The sequence below is a fragment of the Alteromonas sp. AWM4_230 genome (assembly GCF_056158305.1).
In genome coordinates this window covers 1,557,076-1,581,290 of record NZ_JBSWTB010000001.1, presented here as the reverse complement: position 1 = coordinate 1,581,290, position 24,215 = coordinate 1,557,076, and the positions used below count along the sequence as shown (strand labels likewise).

Sequence of the window (24,215 nt, the reverse complement as noted above, 5' to 3'; positions counted from 1 at the left end):
AGGGACGCTATAAGTCTTGCAGCCTACGTAGGGGATTTTTTTAAATGCTGAGAGCTATGTATGGCCTAAGGCTCACAGTGATAAGGCCTTCAGCACCTTCTCTGCCACTTCGCTCGAACTGGTTTATTTTATGCTGGTTAACTCTGTAGTTGCTCGAAAACGAATCATTAATTTAGTGAAGGAGAATACTATGAAGAAATGTTTACTTACTACGTTAGCAGGCTCAATTTCTTTAGTGCTAAGTGCTGGGAGTTTTGCCGGTCATCACGAAGAAGGAAAAGAAGTGATGATGAAAAATTTAGAAACTGGCAATGCTATTGGTACGGTTATGGTGAGTAGTCACGATGATGATGGCGTGGTATTCACACCTAAGCTGTCAGGGTTAACGCCGGGAGTCCATGGCTTCCACGTTCATCAAAATGGAGATTGCTCCTCAGCAATGAAGGATGGAAAAAAGGTGCTAGGTGGCGCAGCTGGCGGTCACTTTGACCTAGAAAATACCGATAAACATAGCGCCCCATGGTCTGAGCGCGGTCATGAAGGCGATCTTCCTGTGCTTTATGTGAACGAAGAAGGCGAGGCTACTCAGCCGATTTTCGCGCCAGAACTTGAACTGGAAGATATTGAAGGTCGTGCGCTGATGATTCATGCCGGTGGTGATAACTATTCTGATTCACCCAAAAAGCTTGGCGGCGGTGGCGAACGTGTGGCTTGTGGTGTAATAGGAAAATAAATCACTTCTACTCGCTGTAAATAGAGGAAAGCGGCTTTGATAAGCCGCTTTTTTTTCACTATTTTTAAAATGTAAAAGAATGGCCCACTACTCAAGCAGGCGATTTCGGTTAAAACAGTTAGCCCCTATTTAATCGGTACTCTAACGTAATATTGGCATTCAGTAGTTGAGAAACAGGGCAATTCTCTTTCGCTTCTTGAGCTATTTTTTCAAATTCATCTTCAGTGATACCATCAACTTCAGCATCTAACGTCAATGCCGACTGAGTAATTTCAAAACCATCATCGTTTTTGTCTAGGCTGATCTTGGCCGTTGTATTTAGTTCACCGTCTTCATACCCTGCATCGGATAATGCAAAAGAAAGCGCCATAGTGAAGCAGCTCGCATGGGCCGCTCCAATTAACTCTTCAGGGTTTGTCCCTTTTTCATCTTCAAACCGCGTATTAAAACCATAAGGTTGATTAGACAAAGCGCCTGTTTCCGTAGAAATGCTGCCCTTCCCTTTTTTACCTAACGGTTTGTAAGCTGCACTACCTGATTTGACTATAGACATATTACCTTCCTTACTTTCGACTTAATTAAATCTGAGCCAAGCTCTTTTAGAGAGCCGAATAACCGACAACCGGCTGCACTAAGTAAAGCAGTGTTTGATCAGCGCTAAACAAAGCTGAACTACCTCACTAAGTGAAATCACAAGTTGTCGCGTATTTTGACTCACACGTACTTGCTGAGATGCAAGTGCTCTGCCGACCGACAGCCTCTTATTCTAAGGCCCTGTCATGGAAGGGCTACAGAGCAGTTTGGGGAAATGAAATTGCAGTGACTTTGCTATCAGTGAACGCAGACTACAGAGTCTGATGAAAATTTTACTTACCCTCTTTTGGCATTAATTGTTTTTGATTCTAGTGCGATGCTATTAATCGCTAGCTAAGCTCTTTCTTTTGTAAGCGAGGAAAAGGTGATGCTTCAAATTGCAGTGAAATAAATTGCAGCCTAAACCGTTCTTTATTTGATACTCGTATATGTTCACTAACATAGCCTCACTTTATAAGTCGAAAAGCTTAAAAGGAAAACTTAGCCAAAGCGCATAGCTATATGGCTCTGTCAAAACGTAAAAGGTACAAGATGAAATCTACAATCACCGCAGTATTGTTCGGCGCATCTTTGAGTGCCGCGGTATTTACACCATCGACAAAAGCCGATGAAGCTATTTTAGCGGGAGGCTGCTTTTGGTGTATGGAGTCTGACTTTGAAAAATTAGAAGGCGTAACCGACGTAGTTTCTGGGTTTACTGGTGGAAGTGCACCAAACCCTACCTACAATGGCAATCACAAAGGGCATTACGAAGCCGTTAAAATCACTTATGACGGTGAAGTGCTTTCTTATAAAGATATACTCGATCATTTTTGGGTAAATATTGACCCTTTTGATGACCGAGGCCAGTTTTGTGATAAAGGCCCCAGCTACTTGAGCGCTATTTTTGTTGCGAACGATAAAGAACGCGCTATCGCCAAAAAAACAAAAGCTAACGTAATCTCCCAGTTTCCGAATAAAGACGTGGTAACACCAATACTCGATGCTTCCACCTTTTATCCAATTAAAGGTGATGAAATAGGTCACCAAGATTTCTATAAGAAAAGCCCTGTTCGCTACAAATTCTACCGTTGGAACTGTGGTCGCGACCAGCGCTTAAGAGAAATCTGGGGTGACAAAGCCATGGGAGGCTAACTATCAATTAACTTTTCCATTTAGCCTGCGTTATATATATAGAAAATGTAAAGCGCACCAATATATTACGCCAAAAAAGGCGACGCCTGAAAAAACAGGTAGGCCCAATGTTTTGGTTTTTCTCCAAACGAGTATTGTTATGGCTGTTGCCACAACTGTTGCTATCCAACTAGACGTTGACGGAACCTTAGGAACAAGGGAAGCCCCTAACATAGCGGCTATCATTAGTGGTCCTAGCACACTCAACCATGTAGGCAGGCGCGCTTCGGAATTATTGGCTTTGTGTTTATTGAAGTGACGCTGTGTCCATAACAATGGTGCAACGCGCAATGCATAGGTGCCTATAGCCGCTACGATAATTGCTACCCAAATATCAGTTTGCATGAGACGGTTTCCTTCCGACATGGGAGGTAAGAACATAAAATGTAAGCGCCCCAAACAGTGCAGCTAAAGGAATAGCCGCATTTTTGAAACTACTAAGTGCAATGAAAAGGGCGATAGAGATAGTGACCAATAAGGTAACAACCCATTGTTTACTAGAAAACTTTGGCGCTAGCAGAACGAGAAATAAGGCTGGTAAGGCAAACGGCATTACACTATCTAAGACAGGCCATTTCTGTGTAAGCGAATCTCCAGCTAACCCGCCAAGCGCAGTACCTAAAATCCAACTAAACCACGCCACCATTGAAACACCTTTAAACCAATCAACTTTCTTTGCGTCTTCCATAGAGGGTAAACGTGTATGGGCTAGCGCAAAAATTTGATCGGTAAGCCCATGCATTAAATAGGGCCACGCCTTACTCTGTGGTAAGTAAGGCACTAAATTGGGCGCGTAAACCACATGGCGTACATTAACTAATAACGTCATACACACCGCTAGCCAAAGGGGTCCACCTGAAGCCACCATGGCAACTAGAAGAAACTGCGACGCGCCAGCGTAAATGAACACAGAGATCAGTGTTGCTTCTAATGTTGAAAAGCCAGCTTGAATAGCGATCACGCCAAATGAGATAGCAACTGGGATATAACCTCCTAGCAAGGGTAACCCATCTATAATCCCCTGCTTAAGCCCACTTTTTGAAGGAATTTGGCTCATTCCGTTGCCTCTTTGTGATAAACGATAGTGATAAGGCAGGTTGCCCAGTCATCTTGAGTTTTGTAAACGTGAGGTAAATCAGCCCTAAAGTCGGTACTTTGGCCGGGTAGCAGTAGCTGAGTACTGCCCATATTCCCGGCTTCTAAGGAACCGCTTATTACCGTAATGGTTTCCTTTGTTCCAGTCGCGTGAGCCTCGGCTTCTCGCAGTGTATTAGGTGCGACCGACATCCAGTAAGCATCAACATTAGGTACACCCTGCCCTTGTTCAATAAGGCGCACTTCCACACCATTCTCTCCTACACTTGTGCTAAGGGGCTGAACAAGCTGACCAAAGGGCACGTCTAGTTGTTTGGCCAATCGCCAAATCGTATCTAACGTCGGATTGCCGTTGCCCTGCTCTAGCCTAGAGAGGTTAGATTTTGCGATACCTGCCCCTGCTGCCAATTGCGACAGCGAGACACCTTTGTCTTGCCTGAGTTTCTGCAAATGCCTTCCGAGAATGTTGAGCGTTGATTGATTCACAGCTTACCAACTTCATTTTGTTCCATTTAAAGAACGTTCTATATATAGAACACCTCAAAGTCAAGATGTTTGTTTTTTATACGAATAATCGTTAAAAGATAAAACCAGCTATGACAGCTAGCCCTGCATAAAATGTTAATAGTTAGCTGAGTAAAAACGAAAGATGCCGAAGGCTTTTACACTCAGAAAACAACCACTTTAGTATTGAGTTAGCTCTCATGTGTATTACTGAAAAAATGACGTGAATCAAATCATTAACAAACACACTACATTTAAAGCGCTGAAATGATTAAGAAATCTTATCAGCTACCGTTACTAAATAGTCATTCGCTGCTAAGATCTCAGCTTATTAATGAATGAACAAAGCACAAACTTGGGGCTTTTGGCCTTTTTTGAATAACCAAAGCAATAGCTTTTAAAAATAGAAAGCCGGCAAACATACCATTTGCCGGTTTTTGTATTTTAACCTTGTGCAAGTGCGCCATGCTCAAGCAGCAAGCAAGCGACTGAATGGTACGATATGAAGGAAAAAAGATAGTTTATGGCGAATCAAACTGACAATATCACTTCTACTCAGGCAGCGTATAAGGGAGCCCGTTCGGAAGAGCAATCAGCGGCAGAAGAATATTCACTGGCGACAATTACATTCTGGCTAGCTTTCGGTACTTTCGTAATAGGTTGCAGCGAATTTGCGGCAATGGGTTTACTGCCTTACTTTGCTGAAGATTTTGGTATCACGGAAAACGTTGCGGGCCATGCGATTAGTGCCTATGCCATTGGCGTTGTAGTAGGCGCACCGCTCATCACTATTTTCTTTTCTCGCCTTGCCCGACGCACCATGCTTATTTCAATGATGGTATTTTATGCTGGCGGAAACTTGCTAACAGCACTAGCGTGGTCAGAATGGACAATGAATATAGCGCGCTTTATTGCTGGCCTTCCTCATGGCGCTTATTTCGGCATTGCCATGCTCTTTGCTGCAGACATTGCCGGTAAAAACAAACGGGCGCAAGCTGTCAGTAACGTCATTTTAGGCTTGGCTATTGCCAATATTATTGGTGTGCCCTCAATTAGCGGTATCGGGCAATTGTTCGGATGGCGAACTGGCTTCTTTATTATTTCAGCCTTTGCGTTAGTGACTGCGCTTATGGTGTGGAAAACTGCACCATACCGCGGACCTAATCCAGATGCCAAACCGCTAACCGAACTTAAAGCTCTGAAAAACAAAGACGTGCTGCTGGTATTACTCATGGGCGCAATTGGCTTTGGGGGCATGTTCTCCGTTTATTCTTATTTCAGTGCCTCATACTTAAACACGACCTCAGCACCAGAATGGGGAATCTCTGCAACCTTGCTTATCTATGGCATTGGCGTAACCCTCGGCAACATTATTGCGGGTAGATATTCTGAAGGCAGATTACTGACATCAGCTATCGTTTTTCAGGTTCTATTGGGCTTATCTGCAGCCGCATACGCCGCGTCTATGGGCAACCCTTACCTGATGGCGGCCTCGCTGTTTTTTATTGGCATCGGCGGCGGTATGGTCGTGCCACTGCAAACACGCTTGATGGACGTAGCTGGCGAAGCGCAAACTTTGGCAGGCGCCATGAACCATGCAGCATTTAATACCGCTAATGCGCTTGGGCCTTGGTTGGCTGGAATGACGCTGTCAGCGGGTTACGGCTATACATCAACGGGTTGGGTAGGCCTAGCGCTTGCCGGTGGTGGCGTGTTGATATGGCTAGCCATTGTTATGACTGCTCGCAATACCCGAGAGCGAGCAACAGCATTATCTAGCTGAGTTACCTGTTAGTGCTGACAACAATGGTTGTCAGCACTGCTCTAATTCTCAAAACAAAAGTTTAAAAATAAGACAAAGTTTTGCTATTTAGTTAACTCAACTATTAACGGTCGTCGTTTTCGAGTTCGGAATTATTGCGAGAAACACTTCCCCATACATCTTCTGGGATGTCTCTTTTATGCGCGGGAGCATCGTCTATTGCTGCTTGCTTCTTCTCTTGATTTGACCATTTAACTCGAATCTTTTTACCTTCGATAACTTTGGCGTTAAGCGTTTTAATCGCTTTATCGGTTTCTTCTTGGGTACTCATTTCAACGAAGCCGAAGCCTTTAGATAAACCCGAGGCCTCATCCATCACTAGGTCGCATGACTCTATAGTGCCAAACTCAAAAAACAAATCTTCAAGATTTTCATGAGTAAATGATTTGGGTAAATTACGAACTAATATGCTCAAGTTTGTGCCTTACTTTGTGGCTGAAAAGTACTATGCGTATTGTAGCATGCAGCAGTTAGTATGATAGCTAATCTTATCGTAGTACGGCGATTCGCTTTTATTACAAAGAAGGTAAAAGATTTGACTTCAGCTATTGTAAGCGTGTGATTGGGCCTCGATATAGAATAGCCATCGCGCAAATGCGATGGCTATGTATCGAAGGCGAAGTTTCTTTAGCTAATCCAGAGCGAAGCTGCTGAGCCCGGCTCACTATCAGTCATTATTACTCAAAAAAGCTATTAACTTTCTTGGTTACGCAGAAATACCAATTCTGTTGATGAGCTTTGCTCTTCGCTAAATTGATAGCCGTCTACGTCGAAGTTTTTCAAGCCTTCTACATCTTCAACACGGTTTTCAAGAATGTAGCGCGCCATTAGGCCGCGGGCTTTCTTCGCGAAAAAGCTGATAATTTTATACTGACCGTTTTTGTAATCTTTGAAGGTGGGCGTAATGATCATGCCGTCTAAGGACTTTTTCTTTACTGCTTTAAAGTATTCATTCGACGCAAGATTAATTAACACATTATCACCCTGCGCCTTTAACGCCTTGTTTAAGACGTAGGTAATGCGGTCATCCCAAAACGCATACAGGTCTTTACCTTCAGGATTCGCGAGTTTAGTGCCCATTTCTAGACGATAGGCCTGCATTAAATCTAGCGGTCTTAGCAGCCCATACAGACCAGACAAAATACGAAGATGTTTTTGTGCGTATTCTACACTGTCGCTGTCTAGCGAGTAAGCATCAAGCCCAGTATAAACATCACCGTTAAATGCATACATTGCCTGACGCGCATTCTCTGGTGTGAACGGTGTAGAAAACTCAGCAAAACGGTTAGCATTTAAGGTTGCCAATTTATCGCTTATTTTCATTAGCGATGATAAGTCAGCCGGAGACAAAGTGCGGCACACTTCCATCAAACGTTCAGTGTCTTCAAGCATGTCAGGTTGTGTAAACTGACTTACAGGAACTTCGCTTTCAAAATCTAAATTTTTTGCTGGGGATACTACAACTAACATTTCGACTCCTTAAATTTTTACGCACTTATTGTACCACCTGATACGCAGTAAAAAGCAAAATGGCATAAGAAAGACACAAATTGGCTTAACAGAGAAATCCGATTAGCGAATTTGTCATTATTCAATGTATGAATTGTCACACGGGTTTGATATAAATAGCATTACAAAAAATATTCAAACAATAACCTTGATGCACTGCTTATGAGTGCTTCTTGAAAACCAAAGCGCTATTTTCGACTTAGCTTAGTTTGTTTTTTAAAAGCTAAGTAAACAAAGAGAAAACGCAAGCGCAATATCCTACAAAAACGCGCAAGCGTATCGTTTTATTCAACTGGCTATTCTAGCGAGTTGTCCAAGTTTATTATTGATAAAGTACAGAGAGAATTATGAGCAATCAGTTAGCTTCATTACGTGATATCACTACCGTAGTTGCCGATACCGGCGACATCGATGCCATCAAAAAATATCAGCCGGTTGACGCTACTACCAACCCGTCGCTACTGCTAAAAGCAGCAGGTCTTCCTCAGTATGCAAGCTTAATTGATGACGCTGTAGCGTGGGCAAAACTTCAGTCAAACGATGCTGACCAGCAATTAACTGATGCCTCTGACAAGTTAGCAGTAGCCATTGGTAAAGAAATTTCTGCAACCATCCCTGGCCGTATTTCTACAGAAGTAGACGCCCGCCTATCATTTGATACTGCCGCTACTATTGAAAAAGCAGAGCGCTTGGTACAGTTGTACGAAGATGCAGGTATCGATAAGTCACGCATTCTTATTAAAATTGCGTCTACGTGGGAAGGTATTCAAGCTGCTGAAGCACTTGAGAAAAAAGGTATTCAGTGCAACCTAACCCTGCTATTCAGCTTCGCCCAAGCACAAGCATGTGCAGAAGCAGGCGTTTACCTTATCTCTCCATTTGTAGGCCGTATTCTAGACTGGTACAAAAAGGCGACTGGCACTGAATCTTACGCAGCAGATGAAGATCCTGGCGTAGTGTCAGTGACCAAAATTTATAACTACTACAAAGAGCACGGCTACAACACGGTTGTAATGGGCGCAAGCTTCCGCAACATTGGCGAAATTCAGGCACTAGCTGGCTGTGACCGTCTAACTATCAGCCCTGCACTACTTGAAGAACTAGCCAACGAGCCAGGTGAACTAGAAGTTAAGCTTAAAGACAATGGTGCGACAAAAACGCCAGGCGACCGTTTAACAGAAAGTGAGTTCCGCTGGGCAATGAACGAAGATGCGATGGCAACGGAAAAACTATCTGAAGGCATTCGCAACTTCGCAGCTGACCAAGAAAAGCTTGAAACCATGCTTCGCGAAAAACTAAGTGCATAAGGAACCGACGAGACAATGAGTGTTTTAACTTCTCTTCCCGAATGGAAAAAGCTGTCTGAACTTGCATCAGCGGTGAAAGATGCCCATATGCGCGACTGGTTTGCACAAGATGCAAATCGCGCAGAAAAGATGCAGCTTGAAGCCTGCGGTATTTTTCTTGATTACTCAAAAAACCGTGTAAATGACGACGCGCTTAAAGGGCTTTTCGATCTTGCTCGAGCGTGCAAACTAGAAACCCTGCGCGACGCAATGTTTTCTGGTGAGCAGATTAACTCAACAGAAGGTCGCGCAGTGCTGCATACCGCGCTTCGTAACTTCTCTGACCGCAAAGTATTGGTAGACGGTGAAGACGTCATGCCTGAGGTGCACGCCACCCTTGAAAAAATTGAAGCCTTTACTGCCTCAATCCACAGTGGTGAACACAAGGGCTATACTGGCAAACCTATTAAGCACATTGTAGCGATTGGTATTGGTGGTTCGTTCCTTGGCCCTAAAATCATGACCGAGGCGTTAAAACCTCATACGGTTGAGGCGGTTAAGGTTCACTTCGTGGCCAACGTTGACGGTTGCCACATTCACGACGTGCTATCTAGCGTTGATTTTGAAGAAACCCTTGTGGTTATGTCATCAAAGTCTTTCTCTACCCAAGAGACGCTGCAGAACACGCTAACGGCTAAAGACTGGTTCTTAAAGTCTGGCGGTACACAAGAAGATATCGCTAAGCACTTTGTCGCGGTATCTTCAAACGTTAAAGCAGCGACCGAATTTGGTATCAGCGCTGATAACATTTTCCCTATGTGGGACTGGGTAGGCGGTCGTTATTCGCTTTGGTCTGCTATAGGCCTACCTATTTCATTAGCTCTCGGCTTTGAAAACTTTAAAGGCTTACTTGAAGGTGCGTTTGAGATGGATAACCATTTCACTACTGCACCACTTGAAGAAAACATGCCTGTATTGCTTGCGTTGTTAGGCGTATGGTACAGAAACTTTTTCGATGCACAGTCTCATGTATTGCTGCCTTATTACCACTATCTTCGCGGTTTACCTGCCTACGTACAGCAGTTGGATATGGAAAGTAATGGCAAGGAAGTAACGCAAGAAGGTGAAAGCGTAGACTACCCTACTGGCCCAATTATTTGGGGTAGCGAAGGTACAAACGGGCAGCACAGTTTCCATCAGCTTATTCACCAAGGCTCTGGGGTTATACCAGCAGACTTTATGCTGCCGCTTAACGTTCCTAACCAAGACGACACGCATCACGCTATGCTTGCGTCTAATTGTTTTGGTCAAACCCAAGCGCTGATGCAGGGTAAAACCTTTGAAGAGTGTTATGCAGACCTTGACGGTAAAGGCCTAGACGACGCTGAACGCAAACGCTTGGCGGCTCATAAAACCATGCCTGGCAACAAGCCTAGCAATACTTTCTTGTTTGATAGCCTTACGCCTAAAACACTTGGCGCGCTGGTTGCAATGTATGAGCATAAGGTATTCGTTCAGGGTGTTATCTGGAACCTTAACTCATTCGACCAATGGGGCGTAGAGTTAGGTAAAGTACTAGGAAACCAAGTACTTGCTGGCATTCAAGGCGAAGCAGACAAAGATAATTTCGACGCTTCAACACAACAATTGATTGCTAAATTCAGAGCAGCGAATGCACCAAAATAAGGAATGCGAGGTGATTTAAAATCACCCACTTGGTGCAAATAACAAACTGAACGGCTAGCTTTTTCGGAAGCTAGCCGTTTTTTGTTGCGGTATTTATCAAGCACACGACAGACATTTTTGATGCCCGTAACACTGTACAGTTGATTACTAAGAAACCAAATAGGATCAATTACATACAGTTATTGTTCACGCTTTAAACACACTGGACATTTCCTAACCCTTGTCATCATATCGTCACAATTTGTTAATAAAAGGTAAATTAAACTATTTTATTTTAGTGGCGGCTGTGATACAAAATCGTACAGAGGGAATTAAAAACAAAAACTCTGTATTAGTTGTAGTGGTATAAAAAGGAGATCCCAGTGGATAAATCAGATCTATTTGCCATGTTAGACATCGAAGCAAGCCCAGCAAAAACCAAAAGCAAAAAAAGGAAGTGGAGAGAAATCGAGGCACTACGCGATAGGTACGCTTTAGAAAAAGAACTCGCCGAACTCGATTGTGGTTTCGAGTACGAGCTAGAGACACTGGAAAGATAAATAAAAAGGCCGCCTGTAATACAGGCGGCCTTTTTACTTTCTAGCATGGTGTAAATACTTAGCGTAAAAGCTAACGCTATACCTGCCAGGTGATCGGCGTTTTACCTTTGTCGACCAAATATTGGTTGGTTTGGCTGAAGTGTTTACAACCTAAAAAGCCTCTGTGCGCTGAAAGCGGAGATGGATGAGGTGCATGTAAGACGTGGTGTTTTTCACGGTCTATGTGCTTACCTTTTTTTTGCGCGTGACTTCCCCACAAAAGGAATACAACGTTGTGGCCGTGCGTATTGACCACATCGATTACCTTATTGGTGAAGGTTTCCCATCCCCATTTCGCATGGCTGTGGGCTTTCCCCTGCTCTACCGTTAGCACGGTATTGAGTAAAAGTACGCCTTGTTCTGCCCAAGACGTAAGCGTGCCATGATTAGGCTCGCTAAAACCGTCTATATCGGCTGACAATTCTTTGTACATGTTTTTCAGAGATGGAGGTGTCTTAACGCCCGCTTTTACTGAAAAACATAGCCCGTGTGCTTGATTAGGTCCGTGATAGGGATCTTGCCCTAAGATCACGACTTTAACCTTATCAAGCGGGGTGTATTTAAGTGCATTAAATACGTCAGACTGAGGCGGGTAAATAACGCTACCCGCTTCACGAGCGTTTTTCACCCGTTCAAGCAATTCAACAAAATAGTCTTTTTGTTTTTCATCACCTAACGTGCTTTGCCAAGTCAACTCCGATGATGACATTACTTAAGCAAATCCATCATGTGCTGTTTAAGTGCATCGTAGGACGCGGGTAAGTCCACCGCTAAGCTGTCTTCTCCCGCTACATCGGCCAAGGCTTTCGGTAAACTGATTGGGTTACCTAACACGTTTTCAACTGTTTCTCTGAACTTAGCCGGGTGCGCTGTTCCTAAGAACAAACCAATTTCACCGTCTTCTAAGTCGTGACTTACCGCGCGATAGGCAATAGCGGCGTGCGGCTCACTGGTATAGCCCTGCTGCGCTAGTTGACGCATTGCAAGCTGAGTATACTCTTCGTCTACCATCTCACCTTTCAGGCACGCTTTGTCGATATAACCACGCTCTATAAGCGCCTCAATACGAGGCCAGTTGTTTGGCTGACTAACATCCATCGCGTTAGACATAGTTGCAACCGTCGCTTTAGGGTCCCACTCGCCAGTTTTAAGGTAGCGAGGTACCGTATCATTTAGGTTAGTTGCCGCGATAAAACGCTTAATAGGTAGACCCAAAGATTTAGCAATCATGCCTGCGGTCAGGTTACCAAAGTTACCGCTAGGAACTGATATAACAAGCTGATCGCGCTTCTCTTTAGGCAGCTGACTTACCGCTTCAAAGTAATAGCAAACCTGCGCCAACAAACGGCTAATATTGATTGAGTTTGCTGAGTTTAAGTGAAGACCTTCACGCACATCAGGGTCGTCAAACGCGGTTTTCACTAGCGATTGGCATGCATCGAAGTCTGACTCTACAGCAACGGTATGAATGTTACCGCCTAGCGTAGTGAATAACTTTTCTTGCAGCGCGCTAATCTTTCCTTTCGGGAACAAGATAACCACGTTGATGTTATCAATACCATGGAACGCGTGAGCAACTGCGGCACCTGTATCACCTGATGTTGCGGTTAAAATAGTCACTGGCTTGCCCTCGCTGATGCGCGAAAGGGTTTGCGCCATGAAACGGCCGCCGAAATCTTTAAATGCCAGCGTTGGACCGTGGAAAAGCTCTAGGCTGTAGACATTATCATTAACCTGCTCAACCGGCGCACCAAAAGCAAATGCGGTTTTAACAATTTCTTCTAGTTCGCCATTGTTCAGTTCGTCACCGATGAGCGCGCGAAGCACGTCAATGCTGCGCTCGACAAACGGTTTTTCCAACAGTTCATCGATATTATCTAGTGTTGGTATATGCTCTGGAAAATAAAGCCCTTGGTTTTTACCTAAGCCGCGCTTAACGGCTTCAGCAAAATTTGCTGTGTCCGATGAATCTTTTAAATTTACCAATTCCACTTGCTGTTACCTTTTTATGTGGGCAAATACTTCGCCCTTTCAATCTTTTAAATAATCTTTTTGCTTTTAAAAGTTACTATGACTTTAAGAAATCATGTGCTTTTAACAAATACATGTGCTTTTAACAAATAGTAGTACCTTGGCTTGGTATTTGGCACACATGGCTAAAGCCATCTTCGTTTTGGATGTAGTTCGCGGTTAAATATGCCGCGACTTCTTCCGCTTGCGCCTTGCTTGGGCATACAGCGAACACCGTAGGCCCCGAGCCCGAAATGCCAAAAGCTAGTGCCCCGGCTTGCTCGCTAAACGCGCGAGCTTCATCAAAACCTGGCAATAGCGATTTTCTGTAAGGCTCGGCAATAACATCTTTCATTACCGACGCCGCCAAGTCAAAGTTACCCGCATGCAGTGCGTGTACGAACACGCCAAGTTGTCGACCAAAGGTAAGCGCCGTCGCCATATCCACCTGCTTAGGCAAGATGTCACGCGCTGCGGCTGTGGATACGCTAATACCCGAATAGCAAACTGCATAGTACCAGTCATCGTTAAGAGGTAGAGACAGAGTGACCGGCGCATCGCTACCTGTCATCAAAGTCATGCCACCTAAATAACATGGCGCAACATTGTCAAAGTGAATACTACCGCTTATTTGACCTTCTAACTCACCCATCATAATAAGTAGCGTATCTTCATCAAATGGCGTATCGAAGTAAGCATTAAGTGCCGCAAACGCTGCCACAATAGAACTTGCGCTTGAACCTAAACCACTACCAATAGGTAGATTTTTATGTAGCGTTAGTGCAACAGGAGAGGTTGGCTTTCCAGCCTTTTCCATTTGCTCACAAAAATAGTGATAGCACTTAGTAACTATATTGCTATCCGCATCGCCCGGAAGCTTGTGAGCAAAGCGCCCCACCGTTTCTAATGAAAATGACTCAGCCGCTTTTATTTCAACTTCATCACCGAGCTTAGTACCGTCAACCGGCGCAAGCGCTGCGCCCAGTACGTCAAAGCCTAGGCTTACATTTCCAATTGATGCCGGCGCAAAGGCCTTGAATGCTTTCATATAATTTCTCTTACTTCGCTTGCGACTTAACGCGATAAATCACTGGCCTAAGTCACACCTTCGAATTTCTTACTTTAGCCACTTACCCATTACGCAAAGCATGCTTTGCGTTATTTAGCGGTTAATGCGCCATTTGTTTCCACGGCATAGTGCGTAAAATGTCGGCAAATACCCCTGCCGCCGTTACCGTACCACCTGCACCATATCCTCTAATTACATAAGGGATTGGACTGTAGTAGTCACTATTAATCGCCAGTGCATTCTCGCCGTCTTTCACCTGAGAAAGCGGATTGCTAGCAGGGACGGCCTGTACACTAACTTTGCACTTTCCATCTTCAATGCTGCCAATATAGCGAAGCACTTTGCCTTCCGCTTTAGCCGCCTCAACTTTATCATTCATCGCAGCATCTAACTCGGGTAGCTGCTGCATAAATTCGTCGATAGAACAGTTTTCTGCAAATCCCGAAGGCAGTACCGACTCAATCTCTATATCAGAAAGCTCAAGCTCTAAATCGGCTTCACGGGCCATAATAAGCAACTTACGAGCAACGTCCATACCGCTTAAATCGTCGCGAGGATCTGGCTCGGTAAAACCGTTGTCTTTGGCCGTTTGTGTCGCTTGCGACAGGCTCATGCCCTCTTCAAGCTTACCGAATACGTAAGACAAGCTGCCTGAAAGAATACCTTCAAAACGATGCAGCACATCACCTGCACTGAATAGTTTTTGCAGGTTGTCGATAACAGGAAGGCCCGCGCCCACTGTTGTCTCATACAAATATTGGCGATTCGTATTAAGTGCAGTCTTACGTAACTTGCGGTAATAAGACATAGCGCTGGTATTCGCCTTTTTGTTAGGCGTTACTACGTGGAAGCCGCTTTCCATCATATCAACGTACTGATTAGCGATGGCTTCATGGCTTGTACAATCAACAATGACTGGGTTGACCAAGCTGGTATCGTTTGCGAACTGATGCAAGCGCTCTACACTCAAGCCTTCACTTGCAGAGTCCAGGGCCGCTTTCCAATCGCTGCTTAAATCAATACCTTGGCTGTTCAACAGCAATTTACGGCTATTTGCTATACCGTAAACGCGCAGCTGAATATTACGTTTTAAAAGTGCTGGCTGTTGTTTTTCAATCTGACCTAGCAGTTCAGTGCCTACATTGCCACACCCTACTAGGAATACGTCTATGGTATGGCGGTCAGAGAAAAAATTCTGATGAATAACCTTAACCGCTTTCTTAGCACGCTTACTTTCGATTACTGTGGAAATTGAGCGTTCTGAAGAGCCCTGTGCGATAGCAACGTTATTTACTCGTGCTTGGGCTAGTGAGTTAAAGAATCGCGCTGCCAAACCTTTGGTTTGACGCATACCATCGCCTACCAAAGTAACAATGGCCAGATCGTGACGTACTTCGATAGGATCTAGCAATTGATTTTGCAGCTCTAGCGCGAAAGCATCTTCAAGTAGCGTTAATGCACGGCTGGCGTCTTTGCTTTGAATACAAAAACTAATTGAGTATTCCGAAGATGACTGCGTAATAAGGCTAATTGAAATATTAGCGTTCGACATAACCTCAAACACACGGCTCGCCATACCCACCATGCCTTTAAGGCCTGGCCCTGCAACGTTGAACATGGTGACGTTATCAAGCTGTGAAATACCTTTCACCGACGTCCACACTTCGCTTTTCTCATTACTGATTAACGTACCAGGCGCTGCCGGGTTCAACGTATTTCTGATCAAACAAGGTATGTGATGCTGGGCGATAGGCCCGATAGTTTTAGGGTGAAGCACCTTGGCACCGAAGTAAGACAGCTCCATCGCCTCTTGATAAGTAAGCTTGTCTAGCAGCACCGCGCCTTCCACTTGATTGGGGTCAGCGTTATACACACCGTCTACGTCTGTCCAAATTTCACAGCAGCTAGCGTCTATACACGCCGCTAAAATAGCCGCTGAATAGTCAGAGCCATTACGTCCTAGCGTTACTTTTTCGCCTGCTTCGTTAACAGCTACAAAGCCAGGCATAACCAAAAACTCACTGCCATCGGTAGGCACATCTGAAAAACGCGCTTTACTTAGCGATACGTCGGCAATACTGTCTAAGTAATCGCCCTCAGCAAGCACATATTTAACTGGGTCGATAACGCGGTTTGCAATGCCTTTAGCCGATAACATAGCGCTAAAGAGCGTAACCGAGATGTATTCGCCAATACTAAGAATACCAGCAGCAACATTATCTGGCGCAACGCCGAGCAGTTTAATGCCTTCAAGGTGCTGTTTTAATACTGATAAGTGACTATTGATAAATTCCACCACGCTTGCGTGTTCAAATCCGTCGAGTTCATCGTTCAGGTCGTTGGCAATGCCTGTGACCGTGTCATTCAACTTATCGAATAATGGCTGGAAATCTTCACCCGCGGCTGCTTGTTCACAAAGTAGTGAAAGCGCGTTCGTTACCCCCTTTGGGGCAGAGAGTACAACCGCAGCACCGTCGGTTTGGTGGGTTGCCGTGCTAATTTCCATAACGCGCATGTATCGCGGTGCATCGGCTAGAGAAGAACCCCCAAACTTTAAGACTTTCATATGCTGCTCCTTAAGGTTACGCATGCTAAAACGTGTGTAAAAAAAAGCCCGCTCTGTGTTAGGCGGGCTTTCGTTGTCTTTTGCTTACTTGCACTAGTCAGCGACCGCCCTTTTTAAGGTGGTAATTAACATAATGGTGGTGCGAGTAAGTAGAATCTTTTTCATACAAGCAATTTGCCGTATAGACGTCTATAAGTCAACCGCAGTTTTCACCACACTGTATTGCAAAATATGAAACACTCTTTAATTAATATTTCTTTTTGAGGTACAAATACAGTTTAAGCAGTTTCTAAATTGGCTTACTTGTACTTAAGTAGCTTTAAACAAGTACTTATTTCTACGATCATTTAAACCGAACTCATTCAGTGAAAGCCTTTGTTAGAGCAAGCTCGCCTTCAAAAATGGGGCTGTTGCACTTTGTTTAACCTTAGCAACCTCCTCTGGGCTACCTTCAGCAACGATTTCTCCCCCCTCATCACCAGCGCCCGGCCCCATATCTATAATGTGGTCACAAGCCACAGCCACCTGCATATTGTGCTCAACCATCACCACCGTATTCCCCGCTTCAACTAGCGTGGTTAAATGCTGCATAAGTAGCGAGGTGTCTGAAAGGTGTAAACCTGTTGTAGGTTCATCCAGCACGTAAAGAGTATTAGCATTTTGAGCACGTTTAAGTTCTGACGCTAATTTAATGCGCTGCGCCTCGCCGCCTGATAATTCAGTAGCACTTTGCCCCAGAGTTAAATAGCCAAGCCCTACATTCATTAGCGTTCGAAGCCCCCGCGTAATGACTTGATTACTCTTGAATATAGATAGTGCTTCTTCAACCGTAAGCGATAGTACGTCAGCGATAGAGTGTTCGTTGTAACCAACTTCCAGTACGTTATCGTTAAAACGCTGTCCGTTACAAACGGTACAGGGGGAATAAACACTCGGCATAAACAGTAGTTCTACCGATACCACGCCCAAGCCTTCACAATGTGGGCACCGCCCTTTTGCGACGTTAAACGAAAAATGACCCGCATCGTACCCACGGGCTTTCGCTTCTTCGGTTGAAGCAAATAAACTTCTGATTTGATCAAATATGCCGGTATAGGTTGCCAATGTTGAACGAGGTGTCCTGCCGATGGGAGACTGATCTACCACAACTATACGACTTAACTCATCAAGCCCGCTTTCAACATAGCCTTGCTGCGGCTCAGTTTCATGAGAAAAAGCGTCTTGAGCAAGGAGCGAATTGGCGTCAGTAAGCAGTTCTTTCGTTTTTCTCGTCTCTTTCGTTTCTTTCGCTCGCTTCTCTTCTTTCTCGACTGTACTTAAACCATCTTTGACTAACTCAACTAATGCTTGGCTAATCAAACTCGACTTTCCAGAGCCGGAAACGCCAGTAACACAGGTCATCACGCCAAGTGGAATATTAATATCAACATGGCTGACATTATTTTTGGAAACGTCTTTTAAACGCAATGCCTTTGATGATTTGCGTTTGCTACGCTGGCTTAGGGCTTTATTGTTAAAAACGTAGTCTGCCGTTGGGGAGCTTTTATTGCTTGCCAGTTCTTTAACCGGCCCACTATAAACCAGATCACCTCCGTTCACTCCCGCTCGCGGCCCTACGTCTACAACCCAGTTAGCGCCTTTGATAACATAAGGATTGTGCTCGACAACAAGCAACGAATTTCCCGTTTCGGTAATAGTGTGAAGCGCGCGAATAAGCCCTTCTACATCGCGAGGGTGAAGACCTGATGAGGGTTCATCCATCACAAATACAACGCCAAATAAGTTCGATTTAAGCTGGGTCGCCAGACGCAATCGCTGTAGTTCGCCTACTGAGATACTTGTTGTACTTCTATCTAACGACAGGTAATGAAGCCCAAGCGCTATTATCGGTTTCACTCTTTCAATAATGTCGCCCGTAATATTGCGTATTACCTGACCACGCTCTGAAGTATCGCCGTCGACTGACTTTCTTAACGCCTGAAGCTTTTCATGAACTTGCTGTAGTGGCAGCCTTGAAAAATCAATAATATCTAAGCCATCAACTTTCACTGCCAGCGCTTTTTGCTTAAGCTTTTTTCCACGGCAAACTGGACATGCTTCAACAGATATGAAGGGAGCGATTCGCTGCTTCATTTTCTCTTTTTGAGACGTTTTGAAGGTGTCGAGCACATGACGCCGCGCGCTGATAAACTTTCCATTGTAGCTAGCAGGTTCACCTTCTTGTTGTGCTTTACGAGTTTGCGCTAGATTGTAATTTCGATAGACGGGTACCTGTGGCATTTCGTCGGTATACAGGATCCAGTCGCGCGTTTTTTGAGGCAGTTCACGCCATGGAATATCAACATCAATATCAAGCGATAACAATACCCTTACTAGGTTTTTGCCCTGCCACGCCCCAGGCCAAGCTGCCACAGCGCCCTTCCGTATAGTAAGGCTATCGTCGGGTACAAGGCGATGAGCTTGTGTGTCAAAAACTTTTCCAATACCGTCACAGTGTTCACATGCACCTTCAGGCGTATTAGGAGAGAAACTGTCTGCGTAAACAATGTTCTGCCCTTCGGGATAGTCGCCTGCCCGGGAATAAAGCATTCGCAGGCTATTAGATAGCGTGGTGATACTGCCAACAGAAGAACGAACGGAAGGTGCGCCACGGCGCTGATGGAGGCCCACAGCAGGAGGTAGGCCTTCAATCGCGTCTACGTCAGGTTTCTCCACCTGCTCAATCAACCGCCGGGCATAAGGTGATATTGAATCTAAATAGCGGTGCTGAGCCTCGGCATAAAGCGTGCCGAAAGCCAAAGAAGATTTTCCTGAACCAGATACACCGGTGAACACCACCACTTCATTTCGCGGTATATCGATACTAATATTCTTTAAGTTGTGTACACGGGCACCGCGTACGTGAATTTTTCCCTCATCATTGAGCACTTCATCACCTGCATGTCACCTTAATTAAAGATTACTTAGATGCAGGCGCTATATTTCGATCACTATTTTTAAAACAGGCACTTTAGCTATCTGAGACAAGATGTTGAGCTAAAAAGTCCACCAGTAACCTAATTTTAGGTGCAACATTTCTGTTTGAAGGAAATACCGCCCAAATAGCTTCTTGCTTATCTTTATACTCGGGGAACAGCTCTATTAGCTGACCTGAGGCTAGTGCTTTACGCACGTAAAACCCGGGCAGTTGTGCAATACCTAAACCAGCAATCGCGGCGCTACATAGTGCATTACCGCTGTTATACCGAACCCTTCCCTGTACTGGAATTGATTGAATTTTATTATCAATAAGTAAACGCCAATAGGGTTGTGACCCCACCAGTAGCGAGTGCGCTTTTAACTCTTCAATACTTTTAGGCTGTCCTTTATCTTTTAAATATTCCCTACTTCCGCATACAAACAAGTGACGAGTAGCCAGCTTTTTGGCAACCAGCGTCGAGTCTTCTAGTTTGCCAATACGGATGGCCAGGTCGAGGCCTTGCTCGACAATATCGAGCTTTTCGTTTGAGAAGGTGCACTGTACGCTAATGCCAGAATACTTTTGCATAAAGGTATTGAGCAGAGGCGCAATAAATGCTTCGCCAAAGGCGACTGGTGCGGTGAGCTTAATTAACCCTTGCGGCGATGCTTGAAGCGCGCTTACGGATAGCTGGGCATCTTCAAGCACTTTTAACGCGGGTAAAACTTGCTGAAAATACTGGGAACCTGCTTCAGTAAGTGAAACACTTCGCGTAGTACGCTGCAATAATTTAACGCCTAACTGCTTTTCTAACGATGCGACTTTACGGCTTATTTGCGCCACTGAAGTATCTAGCTTATTTGCAGCCCCTGTAAAATTTCCTACGTCTGCTACTGCACAAAACTCAGCTATTCCCTCTAGATATTTCATTATTCTCACCCGTTAATTGAGCGTTACTCAATGTAGTACTCTTTTCTATCCACCAATTCTATTCGTCAAGCGCAATTATTACAAATTTGCAAAAGTGATTTACTGAAAATGTATTTATCATTAGTAATCCGTCTCCTATACTTTGGCCTATAAAACATCATCGTATATTTATGATTAAGGAGTCATCACATGACATCGTTTAAAGATTCGTTGCAAGAAGGTCAAACCCACATCAAGTCGAAAGCTGCGGTGGCTTGGGGCCCAGGTGAGCCGTTAAAGATGGAAGAAGTTGACGTAGAGCTTCCTAAGAAAGGCGAGGTACTTGTACGCATCGTTGCAACTGGTGTATGCCACACTGACGCATTTACGCTGTCCGGTGATGATCCTGAAGGCGTATTCCCTTCAATTCTTGGCCACGAAGGTGGTGGTATTGTTGAAATGGTGGGCGAAGGCGTTACTAGTGTAGAAGTTGGCGACCACGTTATCCCTCTTTATACCGCCGAGTGTGGCGAATGTAAGTTCTGTAAATCAGGTAAGACTAACCTTTGCCAAGCAGTGCGCGAGACGCAAGGTAAAGGCCTAATGCCAGATGGCACAAGTCGTTTTTCTAAAGATGGCGAGCCAATTTATCACTATATGGGCTGCTCAACGTTTTCTGAGTACACAGTTCTACCTGAAATATCGCTAGCGAAAGTAAACAAAAATGCGCCGCTAGACGAAGTTTGCCTGCTTGGTTGTGGTGTAACTACGGGTATGGGTGCTGTACTTAAAACTGCAAAAGTGCAACAAGGCGACACGGTTGCTATTTTTGGCCTAGGCGGAATTGGTCTATCAGCCATCATTGGAGCGCGCATGGCGGGCGCTGGTCGCATTATTGGTATTGATATTAACGAGAGCAAATTTGACCTAGCGAAACAGCTTGGCGCAACTGACCTAGTCAATCCTAAGAATTTCGACAAGCCTATTCAGGAAGTGATTGTTGAAATGACTGACGGCGGCGTTGACTACTCATTTGAATGTATTGGTAACGTCAACGTAATGCGTTCTGCACTTGAGTGCTGCCACAAAGGTTGGGGTGAATCAGTAATCATCGGTGTTGCAGGTGCAGGGCAAGAAATTTCAACGCGTCCATTCCAGTTGGTGACAGGTCGTGTATGGCGCGGTTCTGCTTTTGGTGGTGTTAAAGGTCGCTCAGAACTGCCAGGTATTGTTGAACAATACCTAAACGGTGATTTTGGCCTCCAAGAGTTTATCACTCATACTATGGGCCTTGATGAAATAAACGAAGCCTTTGATTTAATGCATAAAGGCGAAAGTATCCGCTCCGTTGTGCATATGGATAAATAAGCGTTAGAACCAAAGCGCAGATATTTTTTGAATGTAAAACAAAGGCCCGCATAAATGCGGGCCTTTTCGTAATTACTTCATATGTGAATTTACTTGGCTCTCTTGCGTCTTATCAGCGCCAAAGCCGATAGAGGTAGCAATATTGCCAAGCTTGCCGGTTCAGAAACAGAAACACTCGATACGCTTGCTGCAAAGCTAGGCGCTGCAGTTACCACGATATCGTCAACAAAGTTGCCATAGGTTCCTGTATTAATGGTAGAGAAACGAATGGTAGTTAGAGCAGTTTGTGCAACAAAATCACCGTAGAACTCAGACCAACTTTTTATGGCATGATCATCAAACACCTGACTGTATAAAACGCTATTGGTATCACTGAGTATGTCTAACTGGAAACTTTCTCCACTGCGTCGTGCTGCATAGGCAAATGACACATCGTAAGTATTTCCTACCTCAGTAGAAAAAGTCTGAAAAATAGAATATCGACCGCCGTTTCCATTAGCATTTAGTTCAGCGTATTGACTACCATCAAAAGCGTTTAAACGTTGAAAGTTATCCCATAACTCCATATTCGTGCCGCTCCAACCCTCTACGGTTCCGGCGGTAAAGGCTTTCCAGCTGTTACTTCTGATATCGTTATTTTCAAAACTACCATTTAATATCAAGTTAGCATGAGCGGACGTACTCACACCTAAAACTAAAAATAGAACTTGTAACCACTTGCTCATGTACTTCTCCAAAACCACGCGCGATTCTATAAGTATATTTTATCAAGTGGTCCAACCTGTGTATCTTATTCTTTAGCATGTCGTATAAAAGTATAACTAAATAACTCGGTGCTCTAATGCTTTGAGCACGGCCCTTGTTCTATCTCTCACGTCAGTATTTGATCTTCAACTGAAATAAGGCACCTTCTTTAAAGCCTAAGGCGGTAAAAAGCTGAGGGCTGAATCCAAAATATAACGGCAGTTATCTATGTTAGTGTTTGGGCTTGTTGACCTTTACTTAAAATCAAAGGTCAACTGGCCCTAATTACAAAAGGGTGGCTTTACCGTTTGGACAACACGCAATCAAGTGTGTAACGTAAGACGTGGCAACATTGCCACCTTTAAACAGTGTCAACATTGAGCGCTAAATTATGAAAAAGCCCCAGCCAGCAGTAGATACAAGAATGAAAAAGTCACTATCGTTTAAAAAGCCTACATTTAGTTTTACTGTTACCGCTGCTTGTATCGGTCTAGGGCTAGGTTTAAGTGCACCTGTGAACGCTCACGCTACAGCATCGAAAACAAGTGCCGACACGCAGGTTGAGACCACACCTACCCTTTCAACGCTCACTAACTACCAAAAAAACGCGCCCTTTATGTATTCTTCAGGCTTGCCTGATGCCTCTCATCTTTCTTTGCTAAAAGAGGAAGGGGTGACACACGTTATAGATTTGATTCCTGGAAATCGAGCGAGTGAGATTTTAACGACCTCAGAATTAGGACTCGACTACTTTAATGTGCCCGTAGATTGGGAAGGCCCAACGCTCGCTAACTTTTTAAATTACGCGGCATTTATGCAAAGCGTAGATGTTAAGGAAGACAAGGTACTCACCCACTGTAAACTGAATTGGCGGGGTGCTGCTTTTACCTATCTTTATAGAATTAACGTACTGGGCGAAAGTGAACAAAATGCTAAAAAAGACCTTATGGCTATTTGGCACCCGAACCCGACATGGTACGCCTTTATGAACGAAGTTATCACTCACTACAACGGGGTAAGCGGCAAACAAGTAGCGATGTCGTTTGAGGCCGCCGTTTCTGAAAGCCAATAGATTTAAGCACTTCCTTAATTAGCTTTTAAACCACTTCATTTCTATTACACATATATGAAATTTCAGATGCGTTATTGACACATACGAAATTTCATATACGATATATCACATACGAAATTTCATATGTGATGTTTTTATGTCGAATTGTTGTGAACCTGCGCAGGTAGCGCCCCTAGCATTTTTTAAATGTCTGTCGGAAGACACTCGCTTAAAGACGCTGCTTATGCTTAGCGTAAAAGGCGAGTTATGCGTGTGCGATCTCACCGATGCGCTTCAACTAAGCCAGCCAAAAATTTCACGTCATCTTGCAGATTTACGAAAATGCGGTTTAGTGCTCGATACCCGTAAGGGCAAATGGGTGTATTACCAACTTCATCCTGACTTGCCTGCTTGGGCGCTAGACGTTATCAAAAACACTGCCTCGAATAATAGTGCATACATCGAAGAGCCATTAGCGAACTTGCTCTGCGAGAATTGCTAACTCTTACGTAGTGTGGTGCAAATCAATAGTGATGATTGCATCTTGGTAAGCCGCCAG

The 24,215-nt window shown here is 44.4% G+C and carries 22 protein-coding genes; 9 read left to right on the top strand and 13 right to left on the bottom strand.

Going from position 1 to position 24,215, the window contains the following annotated elements; all coding sequences use genetic code 11:
• The first annotated feature begins 190 nt into the window (after nucleotides 1-190).
• Nucleotides 191-733 carry a superoxide dismutase [Cu-Zn] SodC gene (gene sodC, locus ACXACS_RS06730; RefSeq protein ID WP_474805312.1) on the top strand — a complete coding sequence of 181 codons (543 nt, stop codon included), beginning with the start codon at nucleotides 191-193 and terminating at the stop codon, nucleotides 731-733.
• A gap of 118 nt (nucleotides 734-851) precedes the next feature.
• On the opposite strand, the gene ACXACS_RS06725 is transcribed toward sodC, so the two are convergent.
• Nucleotides 852-1,286, bottom strand: a complete 435-nt coding sequence (locus tag ACXACS_RS06725; RefSeq protein WP_474805311.1) for an OsmC family protein — start codon at nucleotides 1,284-1,286, stop codon at nucleotides 852-854.
• A gap of 572 nt (nucleotides 1,287-1,858) precedes the next feature.
• Here ACXACS_RS06725 and msrA point away from each other — a divergent pair.
• A complete protein-coding gene (gene msrA, locus ACXACS_RS06720) occupies nucleotides 1,859-2,461 on the top strand; it encodes a peptide-methionine (S)-S-oxide reductase MsrA (protein WP_474805310.1) in 603 nt (200 codons plus the stop codon).
• A 30-nt stretch (nucleotides 2,462-2,491) separates the two neighbouring features.
• On the opposite strand, the gene ACXACS_RS06715 is transcribed toward msrA, so the two are convergent.
• From ACXACS_RS06715 to ACXACS_RS06705, 3 genes are read right to left on the bottom strand one after another with little or no spacing between them, the layout of a single operon-like run.
• Nucleotides 2,492-2,845 carry an AzlD domain-containing protein gene (locus ACXACS_RS06715; protein WP_474805309.1) on the bottom strand — a complete coding sequence of 118 codons (354 nt, stop codon included), beginning with the start codon at nucleotides 2,843-2,845 and terminating at the stop codon, nucleotides 2,492-2,494.
• Entirely contained in the window at nucleotides 2,835-3,557 is a 723-nt protein-coding gene (locus tag ACXACS_RS06710) for an AzlC family ABC transporter permease (RefSeq protein ID WP_474805308.1), read from the bottom strand. The genes ACXACS_RS06715 and ACXACS_RS06710 overlap by 11 nt, the downstream gene beginning before the upstream one ends.
• Complete coding sequence (locus ACXACS_RS06705) at nucleotides 3,554-4,045, bottom strand: helix-turn-helix domain-containing protein (protein ID WP_474805307.1); 492 nt, start codon at nucleotides 4,043-4,045, stop codon at nucleotides 3,554-3,556. Before ACXACS_RS06705 ends, ACXACS_RS06710 begins: the two co-directional genes overlap by 4 nt.
• Before the next feature lie 577 nt (nucleotides 4,046-4,622).
• Between ACXACS_RS06705 and ACXACS_RS06700 the strand changes: the two genes are divergently transcribed.
• On the top strand, nucleotides 4,623-5,882 hold the full coding sequence (locus ACXACS_RS06700) for an MFS transporter (protein ID WP_474805306.1): 1,260 nt from the start codon (nucleotides 4,623-4,625) through the stop codon (nucleotides 5,880-5,882).
• A 103-nt stretch (nucleotides 5,883-5,985) separates the two neighbouring features.
• On the opposite strand, the gene ACXACS_RS06695 is transcribed toward ACXACS_RS06700, so the two are convergent.
• Together ACXACS_RS06695 and yaaA are read right to left on the bottom strand one after the other, a co-directional pair.
• On the bottom strand, nucleotides 5,986-6,336 hold the full coding sequence (locus ACXACS_RS06695) for an RNA recognition motif domain-containing protein (protein ID WP_474805305.1): 351 nt from the start codon (nucleotides 6,334-6,336) through the stop codon (nucleotides 5,986-5,988).
• Between the two features lie 278 nt (nucleotides 6,337-6,614).
• On the bottom strand, nucleotides 6,615-7,391 hold the full coding sequence (gene yaaA / locus ACXACS_RS06690) for a peroxide stress protein YaaA (RefSeq protein ID WP_474805304.1): 777 nt from the start codon (nucleotides 7,389-7,391) through the stop codon (nucleotides 6,615-6,617).
• 386 nt (nucleotides 7,392-7,777) lie between these two features.
• On the opposite strand from yaaA, the gene tal reads away from it, so the two are divergent.
• From tal to ACXACS_RS06675, 3 genes are all read left to right on the top strand, one after another.
• Nucleotides 7,778-8,737 carry a transaldolase gene (tal, locus tag ACXACS_RS06685; RefSeq protein WP_179984321.1) on the top strand — a complete coding sequence of 320 codons (960 nt, stop codon included), beginning with the start codon at nucleotides 7,778-7,780 and terminating at the stop codon, nucleotides 8,735-8,737.
• A 15-nt stretch (nucleotides 8,738-8,752) separates the two neighbouring features.
• Nucleotides 8,753-10,402, top strand: a complete 1,650-nt coding sequence (gene pgi, locus ACXACS_RS06680) for a glucose-6-phosphate isomerase (RefSeq protein ID WP_474805303.1) — start codon at nucleotides 8,753-8,755, stop codon at nucleotides 10,400-10,402.
• Between the two features lie 362 nt (nucleotides 10,403-10,764).
• Nucleotides 10,765-10,941, top strand: coding sequence for a DUF3545 family protein (locus ACXACS_RS06675; protein WP_081765847.1), 177 nt, complete (start codon nucleotides 10,765-10,767; stop codon nucleotides 10,939-10,941).
• 76 nt (nucleotides 10,942-11,017) lie between these two features.
• Here ACXACS_RS06675 and ung read toward each other — a convergent pair whose 3' ends face one another.
• The 6 genes from ung to ACXACS_RS06645 all read right to left on the bottom strand — a co-directional run bounded on the left by ung (nucleotide 11,018) and on the right by ACXACS_RS06645 (nucleotide 20,514).
• The gene (gene ung / locus ACXACS_RS06670) at nucleotides 11,018-11,689 is read right to left on the bottom strand and encodes a uracil-DNA glycosylase (RefSeq protein WP_474805302.1); all 672 of its coding nucleotides are present in this window, start codon (nucleotides 11,687-11,689) and stop codon (nucleotides 11,018-11,020) included.
• Nucleotides 11,689-12,972, bottom strand: a complete 1,284-nt coding sequence (gene thrC / locus ACXACS_RS06665) for a threonine synthase (protein ID WP_474805301.1) — start codon at nucleotides 12,970-12,972, stop codon at nucleotides 11,689-11,691. The genes ung and thrC overlap by 1 nt, the downstream gene beginning before the upstream one ends.
• Nucleotides 12,973-13,093: 121 nt before the next feature.
• Nucleotides 13,094-14,038, bottom strand: a complete 945-nt coding sequence (thrB, locus tag ACXACS_RS06660) for a homoserine kinase (protein ID WP_474805300.1) — start codon at nucleotides 14,036-14,038, stop codon at nucleotides 13,094-13,096.
• A 121-nt stretch (nucleotides 14,039-14,159) separates the two neighbouring features.
• Entirely contained in the window at nucleotides 14,160-16,625 is a 2,466-nt protein-coding gene (thrA, locus tag ACXACS_RS06655; protein ID WP_474805299.1) for a bifunctional aspartate kinase/homoserine dehydrogenase I, read from the bottom strand.
• A 378-nt stretch (nucleotides 16,626-17,003) separates the two neighbouring features.
• Nucleotides 17,004-19,553, bottom strand: coding sequence for an excinuclease ABC subunit UvrA (locus ACXACS_RS06650; protein ID WP_474805298.1), 2,550 nt, complete (start codon nucleotides 19,551-19,553; stop codon nucleotides 17,004-17,006).
• 82 nt (nucleotides 19,554-19,635) lie between these two features.
• Nucleotides 19,636-20,514, bottom strand: a complete 879-nt coding sequence (locus tag ACXACS_RS06645; protein ID WP_474805297.1) for a LysR substrate-binding domain-containing protein — start codon at nucleotides 20,512-20,514, stop codon at nucleotides 19,636-19,638.
• A 189-nt stretch (nucleotides 20,515-20,703) separates the two neighbouring features.
• Here ACXACS_RS06645 and ACXACS_RS06640 point away from each other — a divergent pair, with 189 nt between their 5' ends.
• Nucleotides 20,704-21,861, top strand: coding sequence for an S-(hydroxymethyl)glutathione dehydrogenase/class III alcohol dehydrogenase (locus ACXACS_RS06640; protein WP_474805296.1), 1,158 nt, complete (start codon nucleotides 20,704-20,706; stop codon nucleotides 21,859-21,861).
• An 89-nt stretch (nucleotides 21,862-21,950) separates the two neighbouring features.
• Here the strand turns inward: ACXACS_RS06640 and ACXACS_RS06635 are convergent, their stop codons facing one another.
• Nucleotides 21,951-22,586 (bottom strand): carbohydrate binding domain-containing protein, encoded by a 636-nt coding sequence (locus ACXACS_RS06635; protein ID WP_474805295.1) that lies wholly within the window; start codon nucleotides 22,584-22,586, stop codon nucleotides 21,951-21,953.
• Between the two features lie 410 nt (nucleotides 22,587-22,996).
• Between ACXACS_RS06635 and ACXACS_RS06630 the strand changes: the two genes are divergently transcribed.
• Entirely contained in the window at nucleotides 22,997-23,677 is a 681-nt protein-coding gene (locus ACXACS_RS06630; RefSeq protein WP_474805294.1) for a protein-tyrosine phosphatase family protein, read from the top strand.
• Between the two features lie 136 nt (nucleotides 23,678-23,813).
• Nucleotides 23,814-24,158, top strand: a complete 345-nt coding sequence (locus tag ACXACS_RS06625) for a metalloregulator ArsR/SmtB family transcription factor (RefSeq protein WP_474805293.1) — start codon at nucleotides 23,814-23,816, stop codon at nucleotides 24,156-24,158.
• The last annotated feature ends 57 nt before the right edge of the window (nucleotides 24,159-24,215 follow it).